The organism is Ruegeria sp. YTSC325, assembly GCF_059609525.1.
The window spans coordinates 138,350-148,854 of record NZ_JBXWLY010000011.1; the positions used below are offsets into that span (position 1 = coordinate 138,350).

Here is a 10,505-nt window from a genome sequence, read left to right on the forward strand (position 1 = left end):
TGCACGATTTGCCCATAAGCTTACACGGTTTCGCGATAATGGTGCAGAGGAGGGGAAGTAAATCGCCTTATGCGGGTGCTAAAGGATAGATTTCAGTTTCTCAAGGATTGAACACCTGATCGCGATGCCAGATCAGGTTCTCCTTGTGCCCAGAAGTTAGACCAGAGATCTGCTTGGAATGTCCGGACAACGAGCTCATTGCCGACGCGGACAGTTTACTCGAAAACCAAGGTGTCCCGTCGTCCTTAAAAGTCACCAGACCCTTGTCGAATGCTGCGTCCCATAATGCTGACAGCAAAATTCCGTTGTGGACGTCCAACCGCTCAGCATCAGTTTCGCAGTCTTTCCACGGCTTAATGTGTGAGGCTCTAAGGAGCTCAGTGTCAGAAATGTCCGAAACCGGGCAGCGACCCTGCCAATAAGAGATCAAACGATTTCTGAAAATGTCCTGACCAATGCGCTGCTTGACCAACCGCTCTGCTTCGGTTTTCTCCGGCAAACCATCAGTTGCAGCCTGAAACTCCTCCAGAGGGCCGTCTGGAAGGCTCACGGACAGCTCGTAAATACGTGTTAGCACCGGATACAACTCGGACATCTGTGCGGCGCTGTAGGCAGCGATACCGGGGTGTGTGACGCGAGCTTTTGGAAACGGAAGCTCCGCGACAACGCCCGGGTGGTCAATTGCGACATACCAGGATCCGCTATCACTGTCTGACGCTAGAAAAATCGTTCCTTTCGCTGTTGTCGATCCGAAAGCCGCCCATCCATTTTCTTGGCCGAGTTTCTTGCGGAAGCCGTTCTGCCACGCCGCTTGTTCGCTGGCGGAATAAGTTACAAAAGATTGGGGAGTCTCAATTGCCATAGCTATCCTTCACCAGTAACGCCGTGGAGGGTGTCGCTGCAACAATCCGGCCAATTCGCGGTACTCGCGCAGAAACCACTCGCGGTCTTCTTCCCAATCTGCGACAGCAAACCGTTGGTTGTTTCGACCGCGCCGCAAGTCAGCCAGCATTTTCAAATGCTTCTCGATTGACCGGAACCGCTGGTATGTCGCGGGTGCGCCCCAACCCTGGTATTTAGGATCAAGGTCTGATGGGATCTCGATCCGGAAACAGACATCCAGCCGCCTTTGCCTTTCACGACTGGCGAGACCACGGGTCTTTCCAACCCTGTATCCGACATAGGCCAAGGGTGAGCGGTCTTCACCGACGAAGGAGCCATCCAGAAAGGCGCGCATGTCTCGCTTGATATCCGGGGGGATTGGCCGCTCGACCAGCGTATCATGTTCCTTCTGTGCCCTGTCGCGTTCTGCACGGGCGCGGGCTTCGGCCTCGGCTTTTTTGCGTCGCGCTTCCTCCTCGCGTCGTTCCCATTCAGCCTTTCTTTCGGCAAAGAACCGCAGGATAGGCGATATACGCGGCACTTTGCGCTGTCCGACGAAGCGCCCTGCGCGCTCAAAGGAAATGTTGGTGTCCCAACCTACCAGGCGCACCCCACGGAGGATTAGCGCCAGCAAGAGCCAGAGCAAAAAAACCAGCAGAGCGAGGAAGAACAACGCGGCCAGCAGGAACTCCATTCTTTACATCCCCATCTCGCTGAAGTCGCCGTTGGCTTCCATCCGGTCCCAAGCTTCTAGGACGAGGCGGCGGGTGCGGTATTCGCCGTGTTGGCGGATTTCCTTTTCCTTGAGGACGCGAAAGGTTTCTGAGGGGTAGTCGGGGCCCTTCACGTCGGCGGGATCGAGGATGTAGCGCAGCTCGTCGCGGGTCAGGCCGTAGGCTCGGGCGTAGAAGGCATCAAGGTCGGCGCGAAGAAGTGCACGGCGGTTCTCGTCCCAAGCGAAGGGCGGGCCGTCATGGCCCAGATCGCGGGCGAAGGGGGAGAGACTTTGCGAGGTGTAAGTCAGTTCCAGTACCTTTGGAGTGATGAAGGCGATTTGCGTCGGTGAGTAATCTGTTGGGGAAAGCACCGGAATTTGACGCATAAGAAACAGCTTAAATGATATCCCACCAACTTTTTGTTTTGCGGCGAAATCAGTCACGAGACAGTTTAGGTTTGCTAGAAGGCAAGCAGCCTGCTCGGCTCCCACATCTGGGAACATCAAAAGAAAAGTATCGCCTGACGCAACCGCGGGGATAATGCCGGAAATCAAGGTGCGCTCATCTGTTGCGCGAGCAATCCCCCTCCATCCCATCAGCCATTTGTGTCCCCACGCCATTCCATCAATGCGCCGCAGTGCTTCATTTCTTGAAACCCAATAGCGAACATTAGGCTCAAAATTTGGGTTGGATTTTTCAGAATAATCACAACTTTTCGTCGAATCACCGGCGTCATTATAAGTGGCCCAACGGTGATCGAACTGATGTACCATTTTGGCCTCGTAGAGAGGCACATACCACTGAGGTGGAGAAGAAAGACTGCTTTTGCGTGCCTGCCAAACATGTTCGGTAGCATTGCTTCCGCCGTTGGCATTGAGTGCATTATCGTCATCTTCGACCCAGTCACCAAGTACCCGGCGAAGCCCAATTTCCTTTAGATTATGAGCGGTCCTAAACCATTCAGAATCCTCCGCCATATGCCAAATTCGAGTGTGGAATTTTATCCCCCACGGATTGCCTTGCGCGCCTTTTCCCTCGTCAATTAGGACAGTGCAGTTCCTATAGATCTTGGCGGTCAACTCGGCATCTGCCCGGGCTCGAAAAGCAGGGGCGGTCTTTGTATTTGGGTTAATCGCCGCGATATCAGCAGGCACCAAAGTGAAATTTCGTTCAGTTTCTGCGAGCTGCCCTGGTTCAGTTAGGAAGAAAGCAAAATGCGCCGCCGGCTCTTCACGTCCAAGTGTCAAGAGCGTGAATTTGAAGCTTCGGTGCACTGACGAAAAGATCGGGGCTGAGTTTTCAAAGTCCACCAAGCGAGCTAACCTTCTCGCCTCAACCAGATGCGCGAAGAAAGGTGCAGTCGTGGCATCTGTGGCAATACCGGTTGGCACAATGACTCCGGCGCGCTGCCGTGCTAGGTTCGCGAACAGCTCGGCAAAGAGCGCATATGTGTTCACGTCACCCCGCCCAGTCAAGGCAAACCTCCCTCCGTCGTCGCAATCTACACGAACGAATTCGCTGGTCGCTTCAGCCTTTCGCTTTTCTTTGGTGAAGGCATCGAAAAGGGCACGGTCAGCGGTGCCTGGATCCGCCTTATCCAAGGCCTTGATCAGCCTGTCGCGTGCAGCCTTGTTGGGAGCATTGGAGATATCAGGTGACCGGGAGGCAAAGAACTCCTGCTCTTGGAGTTTGATCCTCTCCCAAGGCGGATTGCCCAATACAATATCGAAACCACCCCGCCCCATAATATCAGGAAACTCCAGCGGCCAGTGCAATGCTCGCGCCTGCGTGGCTGCCTTAGCGTTCTCCATAATGGGCCTTCGGCCTTTGCCTTGACCAACCGCGAGCCAGACATCTTGCGAGGTCGGAACAGTTCGCTCGGCGTCGCCGGTGGGCACCTCGCCCGTCTTTGGCAAAAGGAATGCGGCAGTGAATAAGTTGCAGCCCATGCGCGCCCGGAGGAAAGCGTCCTGCTTGCGGAGCGAGCGGTAGGTTTTTGCTTTAGCCTCTACGTCCTCAACGGTGTCCTCCGGCAGGCCGCGCAGATCGGAGAACTCGACCGAGAGCGGCGCGGTCGGAATGCCGGAACGGCCACCGGTGAAGTCGAATGTGCCCTGGCCCTTCTTCGCGTCCCTGTTGGCGCGGTCGTAAAACTTGGCGACGTCTTTGTCGTCGCCGGTCAGCGGCTTGTAGGCGGCATCGGGAATGCCGTCCTCCAGCACTTTTAGGTCGAAGACACCGAGCAGCGCGTCGCCGCAGCGGATCTGTGCGTCGAAGAAGCCGAGGGGAAGGCCGGGATCCACCGTCTCGATCCAGAGCGCGACCTTGGTCAGCTCCACCGCCATCGGATTGCGGTCCACCCCGTGGATGCAGCAGCGCGCGACATCGCGCAGCGCATGGCGGAAGTCGGCGAGCGAGGGCGTGCCCTCGGCCCGGATGCGCGCAAGCCGCGTGGCGATACGGCGGGCGGCTGCCAGAAGAAAGTGGCCAGAGCCGCAGGCGGGGTCGATGACCGAAAGCTTTAGCAGCGCCTTGGCAGGGTCGTCCGCTTCGGCCTCTGTCTTGTCGAGCACAGGATCGAGCGCGGTGTCCAGGAGCGCCTGAACGAGGCTGTCGGGCGTGTAGTAGGAGCCGGTGGTCTTGCGCTGGTTGCCCTTCTGCTCTGCGGCTTCCGAGGCAAAACGCAGCTCCCTGCCATCTTCGGATAACTGAGGCTGGAGCTCCAAGAGAGACTCGTAGACGGAACCCAGCTCTTCGGTTTCCATAGCGCGCCAGTTCACCGGCACAATGCCGGATTTGTCGCTGAGCCACGCAAGTCGATAGAGAGCTTCCATAAAGGCCTTGTTGCGGAGTTTCGCGGTGTCGAGGCGAGAAGTCTTATTCTGTGCGAACAGGCCACCTAATGCTGGTAGAGCCAGCTTGGACTCACCTTGCGTCAAGGCACCGAAAACCACCTTGAGACCTTCGTAGCGGTCGTGATGCCGATCCCAACTGGACCGTCGAACGCACTGTGATCGCAGATGTGCCAGGCTATAGCCTTCCACGTAGAGTTTACGTGCGTCCTTCTTGGCATTGGGCGCATGAAGCAAGTTGCGGTCTTCAGCTACCATCAGGAAAATAAGCCGATAAACCAGTCGGAGCAGTTCGTTAAACCAGTCGGTCAGAGGCACCTCGCCGGATTTCAGCTGGTTCTGGAGATCCGGGTTTGCTTCCAGAAAACCTGACCCTAGTGATTTCAGAGCCAACTGAACTTGGTCCGCCAATCGGTCTCGAGCAGCTTCACCCTCTTTTGACCCGGCTTCGCGCCACCGCTCCAATGCGCAATCCGTCGCCGGGGTCTCAGCTTTACCAAAACGGGATCTATGGATGAGCAGCCAGAGTACCGCGAAGGAGGCTATGTCCTCGTTTGAAAAGATCTGCTCCAGATCTGCTTCTATGTAAGCAGGACGGGTCAGCGAAGCATTGTCGCGCATGAGCCTTAGTGACTTACCATTCGTGACAAGACCCCAGAGGGCGTCTTCATGTTGGTTAAGGTAGTCTTGCAGCGCAAACGCAGGTGAGAGAGACCGTTCGACTGAAAGCGTCGGGCTCCGTTTATCGAGTTCCTCCTCTGGCGGAACGATCACGACTGGTGCGCGCCCTCCAGCGATCTGCGAAACCGGCGCCGGCGCCGCAGCCATGTCATCAAATCCGACGGCTGGATTGCGATGCAAGCGAGGTTTTGAAGGGCCATCGTCGGAAACTCAAAGGCTTGCAATGAAAGTGTGGATATGCCTCATTAACCTTCTGAGAGATGACAACCTTCGGTTGATGTCTATTCTTCAACTTAACCTTGGTTGGAAACCAGCTTCCCACTCGGAAGAATTCCTCTAAGGCTTCAAGATGTGCCTGGCGCTACTGCCGCTTTCGTTTGACCGAGATAATGCATCCGGAATGCTTCGGGTGCCGTGCTGGTACATCACGAGCCATCGCATCCACATTTCCAAGGTGTCGTAGTGCCCCGCTGTTCAGCAACACGCCGCGCCCGGCATCATACCGACGTTGCCCAAATCCGCTGGCAACGCATTCCCAGTCTTCCTTGGCCGCCGCGTTGCGGAATCTCGGTAGGTCGTGCGGATCATGCCGCCCAGGTGTTGCTGCGACGTGATCGTGTTTCTTCGCATTGCTTTGGTGGGTTATATGGTGGGTCACTTGAGTTGTTCCAGGTCGCTGGACAGTACCGGTCGTCGGCCTCGGCTTAGGGCGCATGATTGTCACGACGCCTTGTGGTTTCGGATGCCCTGGGACGGCCACGTGAGTTGCCGTAGGTTTTGGTGTCAACTGTGGAACCTGGCCAGGAACCGCCGTGGGAACCTGATTGGGGGTTGCTGTTGGGACAAGCGGTGGCGTCGCTGTTGTACCGCTGGGTTGCGGAACACGGCCGGGCACTGCGACCGGAATTTGGTTTGGTGTTGCAGTCGGGACGAGCGGTGGCACAGCAGTTTGACCGGTGGGCTGAGGCGGGACCTGACCAGGAACTGCGACTGGTATTTGGTTTGGTGTCGCGGTGGGCACAAGTGGCGGCACCGCTGTTGGGCCGGTAGGTTGAGGCGGAACCTGGCCAGGGATAGCTATCGGAACTTGATTGGGAGTTGCAGTCGGAACTTGCGGCGGCACCGCGGTAGGCCCGGTAGCCAATGGCGGAACCTGATTTGGAACGGCTGTCGGAACCCGGTTTGGAGTCGCATTTGGAGTCAAAGGCGGAGCTAGGGTCGGCGCTACTACCGGCGTGGGAACCTGACCGGGAACCGCTATTGGTGTCGCGATAGGAACCTGACCGGGAATTGCGTTCGGAACCGCGCCCGGCGCAAGGACTGGAACAGTAACGGATGTGGGCGTTTGCTGGGTTCCCTTAGGCGGCAACTGATTTGCTACCGGCTGAGTTGGGCCGGTAATTTGATTACCTGTTCCTTGCCCACCGGCCTGCCCGCATCCTTGGCTTGACTGGTGAGGATTCCCCACGCCACGGCACCACCCGTACTGATTTCCGCCGGCAACGACCTGTGTAGCGGCCAGTTCTGCAATCAAACAAGCTGTTGTAAGTAACGCAATTCTGTTCAGTTTCATAACATCCTCACCAACTTGTTGTCAGAGCAAGATACGCGCCTGGGTCGCCCGAGTCGGTCAGAGGACCGTCTCTCAAAGGGACGCCAACGTATCCGGATAGGAATAAGTTTCGCTTAAACTCGATGTCCAGCCCCAACCCGGTCGATGCCAGTGTTGCACTTCCCACTTCGAAACTGGCGGGATCATTATTCGAGATGTAACCAACGTCGAAAAAAGCGAAGGGCGTCAGACGATTTACGCTCTGCGAGCTTGGGAAATAGGAGTGAGATACTTCGAAGATTGCTGAGATCCCTGAATCACCATCCACTTCGTCAAAGCGGTATCCACGCAACGCATAACGATCACCAAGGAAGTACTCTTCGACAGAGGGTAACCGGTCTGTTGTGTACTGACCCCAGATCTCTGTCCGCCAAGCTGTGTTGGGCGATAAGCCCGGTAGGGGGCTTTCATATCCGATGCCGCCCCTCAAATGCCAGAACGAAGAGTCCCCGTCATCAAAATTCGCGTCTGTCGTGTCGTTGTCATTGTCACCAAAAGATAAGGTTAGCCCCGCTTCCAGAGCTTGTCCCTTTGGATAGTTTTGCCCGTAAAGATATGTAAGGCCAACGACACTCGCGTCACTGGATAGTGGAACGCCACCACTGACTGAATCCGCTTTTGAAAGGCGATAGTCCAGCAGAAGATATCCATAACGGGCCACATCGCGGATCACGGGGTAACCCATCGCGACTGTGAAGTTCTCGCCGTCAATATCTGTTCTCGCAAAGTCCCCTGAGAGGTCACGTTTTGCGTTTATGTTCCCGTAGAAGATCTCACCGTACAGACCATTGCTGTTCAGCGGCGTGCGATAGGTAAGAGCGCCCCATAAAGAGTGCTCATCGTCTTTGTCCCAATTGTAATTGCCTGATCCCTCAAATCGCAGCATATCCCCGACGGTCAGCGTTGAATAAAACTCTTGCACGACATAGAAGCTTAGCGCTTCTCCAAGCTCACGCGGAGGGTTGTCGAGTGTCGCACTACCGGCTTGTTTTCGCAGTGGCTCTCCCAATACTCTCAGCCGAGCACCAGCCTGATCCGGGTAATCAAGTTCGGTCGACAACTCCAAGTCAGGTATGTCCTCGGCTAGCATAACCGCCCGCTCAAATCGTTTCAGCGTTATGGGATAGGAGGTGGTGAGGGGCTGAAAAATCTTCTCTAGGGTTTGGAACGTGCGCGTATCTACACCTTCAATTTCGATGGTTTGAATGCGCCCTTCATCAACAATTATGCTCTGCCCATCGGGGCCGGGCCAGGCCTCAGCCAAGAAGTAACCGTCTTCTCGGTAGATCTGCGTGATCGTTGATGCGACATCCACTGCTGTGATGCGCCCTGACCGATCAAAAGCCAACTGACCGGCAAACGTTAACAGCTCATCCGTATCATATACCGTTACGCCGCTGACAGAGTGCTGTGATGCGATGTCCCAGGTTTGGGCAATGCTGTATTTTGGAACTGCAACAAAGGCCACTAAAGTGCAAATGATCGCAATTACAACCGAATTGGATACGGGCATTATCGATAACCTTAAGGTGACTGAGCATGTTGAAGCCCAACGTTATTACATGGTTCGCATGTGTGAACCTGACGCTATTCGAATATATTGATGGGTGATGTTTTTTAGAAACATATCGAACAGAGCGCAGATTTACTTAATATGCTGCACATAAGACGGCACTCATTTACACAACCCCGCTTTTCAACCACGCAGAGTAGAGAACTAGTAGGACAGTCCTCACAACTCCGGTTGCTCAAAAACATAAAGCCGCGATTTCTTGGCATCATCTGTCAGGATATAGAGAAGCCCTCTGATCTCATCGAGAGCGATCCCTTCGGGATGTTTAACTTCTTTTTGTTTTCCATCTTCTGTGAACGTCAAACTGATAGACTTTACGGACTTGGATTCTGGATTGTAGATGAAGATCTGACGGCCTTTGTCACTCACAATCCAAAGAGAACGCGAGGACCGGGACCATGCCAGGCCGCTCAAATCCAGTTCATCATCATCTACACGCTCGGAGATAAAACCTGCATCGCGGGCTAAAGGAATGATCTCAATAATTTCGTCTAGCTCTGGCGATAACACCATTAACAACCTTGGTTGTCCCTCAATGCCAACGAAGACCCGCCCGGATTCCGGGTCAACGGCGATACCTTCGGGTCCCTTATTCAAAGGGTTGCCGACGAGTAATTCAGCGGCGGTCGGGTAACCTTTAAGAGATGCGAGAGGTATTGTCGTCAGTTGAGTGGGGTCAGTTGGGTGAACGACTAGGATTGATCGGTCAGTTTCTTGAAGCACCAAAACAGACCCATCTTTTCGAGGTGCAACACCCTCCAAATCTGATCCTGCCAATGCTGGCAACTTGAAAGAGTTTCCTAATACCCCGTCGACTCCGAGTAGGTGCAGTTTAGGTTCGGCATCACTTACAGACCACAAGAAGCCTTCAGTGTTAGACATTGCCAAACCGGAAGGCTCTGAAAATCCCTCTGATTTGTCTGCCACCTTGAATTTATCGACCAGAACCAAACCAGCACTTTCGGCGTAGGCAAAATCGGTCCAAGGCAAGAAGGCTGCCGCAACCAAGCTGGCCGTAAAAGCGAGTCGTCTAAGTTTGCAGAAACACCGTGAAATTGTAGGTTTTGACGGAAACACTTTGTTTTCTGCCATTCAATTTTCTCGCGCTTGGACCATATCCTTGTATCAGCGTTCGTATCACAGTCCGGACGCGATGTCCGAAGAATGCACGGTAATCTCTTTACCTGATCCCGCCTGTTGCGATTGAATTGAATAGGGCACGATGTGCCTTTGGTGAAGCGTAAGCCTTTGGCGTGAGCAGGAAGGAAGTCAAGTTGAATACGACCCTCACATTTGTGACCGTGTTGTTGATGCTGCTGTTGCCAGGTGCTGCGGTGTCACAAGTCGACCCTGCGACGATGCTGGCCGGGGCTTCGGAATCGGAAATTCTCATCGAACGCCAGTGGACGCAGTTTCGTGGCAAACAGGAACTGTATTTCTTTACTCTCGATGTGATCGTCACGATCATTCTGGCTGGCTTGATCGTCTATCATCCGGTGAGACGTAAAGCCCGTAGAAGTGTCAGCGATATCGTCATGCCGCGACTGTTCTTCCTTTATGCGCTTGTCGGCATGGCGGTTGGGTTTCTGGTCGTACAGCACGGATCGATGATCGGGTTCGTGATTTTTGGAATAGGAGCTCTGTTAAGGTTCCGATCAAATATGGATGACCCGGTCGACACGGTGGAAATGATTATAGTCACCGTGCTTGGGCTGGCGGTAGGGCTGGGCTTACCCTTGATGGCCACACTGGTGGCGGTTGTATGTTGGTGTTTCATTTGGCTCGGTGGGCGAAACAAGGGCGTGGAAATTTCGCTCAAGGCTTCAAACGAAGAGCACTCATTGAAAGTCAGCGGGGACATTGAAGCCATGGCCGCAGACGCTGGCTGGAAGCTGGTCAGAAAACACCACGTCCCCGGAAAATCCCGCGTTTCATTGCTTTTTATCACCTCGGGTGGACTTTCAGAAGCCCGGATAGAAGAGATGATAAACGGTCTGGTTCCTGAAAAAGTTGAACTGAAACTCAACCTCTAGTCATCTCACAAGGTCCAAACGTTTTAACACCGCGTTCGGGGATCTGATCTCTTTCGGGAGCGACTTGAAGTTTACCGACCTTTCGAAATCAGGCCCTCGATACACCGCAATCCCAAATTCTCCGTTTGGCTGGAACGTTACATGAGTGAAACTGTG

The 10,505-nt window shown here is 54.4% G+C and carries 7 protein-coding genes; 1 reads left to right on the plus strand and 6 read right to left on the minus strand.

All coding sequences use genetic code 11. The annotated features are described in order from the left end of the window. Positions 1–100 precede the first annotated feature (100 nt). The 6 genes from AC2FF7_RS16180 to AC2FF7_RS16205 form a co-directional block, all read right to left on the minus strand. On the minus strand, positions 101–862 hold the full coding sequence (locus AC2FF7_RS16180; protein ID WP_496905944.1) for an HNH endonuclease: 762 nt from the start codon (positions 860–862) through the stop codon (positions 101–103). Between the two features lie 9 nt (positions 863–871). Further along, positions 872–1,576, minus strand: a complete 705-nt coding sequence (locus AC2FF7_RS16185; protein ID WP_496905945.1) for a hypothetical protein — start codon at positions 1,574–1,576, stop codon at positions 872–874. 3 nt (positions 1,577–1,579) lie between these two features. Beyond that, positions 1,580–5,278, minus strand: coding sequence for an Eco57I restriction-modification methylase domain-containing protein (locus AC2FF7_RS16190; RefSeq protein ID WP_496905946.1), 3,699 nt, complete (start codon positions 5,276–5,278; stop codon positions 1,580–1,582). 214 nt (positions 5,279–5,492) lie between these two features. Beyond that, the gene (locus AC2FF7_RS16195) at positions 5,493–5,789 is read right to left on the minus strand and encodes a hypothetical protein (RefSeq protein WP_282121536.1); all 297 of its coding nucleotides are present in this window, start codon (positions 5,787–5,789) and stop codon (positions 5,493–5,495) included. 922 nt (positions 5,790–6,711) lie between these two features. Next, positions 6,712–8,256 (minus strand): ShlB/FhaC/HecB family hemolysin secretion/activation protein, encoded by a 1,545-nt coding sequence (locus AC2FF7_RS16200; RefSeq protein ID WP_142638997.1) that lies wholly within the window; start codon positions 8,254–8,256, stop codon positions 6,712–6,714. Between the two features lie 219 nt (positions 8,257–8,475). Then, positions 8,476–9,408, minus strand: a complete 933-nt coding sequence (locus AC2FF7_RS16205; protein WP_353390949.1) for an SdiA-regulated domain-containing protein — start codon at positions 9,406–9,408, stop codon at positions 8,476–8,478. 182 nt (positions 9,409–9,590) lie between these two features. Between AC2FF7_RS16205 and AC2FF7_RS16210 the strand changes: the two genes are divergently transcribed. Continuing rightward, a complete protein-coding gene (locus AC2FF7_RS16210; RefSeq protein ID WP_496905947.1) occupies positions 9,591–10,349 on the plus strand; it encodes a DUF4956 domain-containing protein in 759 nt (252 codons plus the stop codon). The last annotated feature ends 156 nt before the right edge of the window (positions 10,350–10,505 follow it).

What these genes read in the sequence shown, in the direction of transcription:
- AC2FF7_RS16180 (WP_496905944.1), bottom strand. Translation starts at nt 862, where the DNA reads ATGGCAATTGAGACTCCCCAATCTTTTGTAACTTATTCCGCCAGCGAA.
- AC2FF7_RS16185 (WP_496905945.1), bottom strand. Translation starts at nt 1,576, where the DNA reads ATGGAGTTCCTGCTGGCCGCGTTGTTCTTCCTCGCTCTGCTGGTTTTT.
- AC2FF7_RS16190 (WP_496905946.1), bottom strand. Translation starts at nt 5,278, where the DNA reads ATGGCTGCGGCGCCGGCGCCGGTTTCGCAGATCGCTGGAGGGCGCGCA.
- AC2FF7_RS16200 (WP_142638997.1), bottom strand. Translation starts at nt 8,256, where the DNA reads ATGCCCGTATCCAATTCGGTTGTAATTGCGATCATTTGCACTTTAGTG.
- AC2FF7_RS16205 (WP_353390949.1), bottom strand. Translation starts at nt 9,408, where the DNA reads ATGGCAGAAAACAAAGTGTTTCCGTCAAAACCTACAATTTCACGGTGT.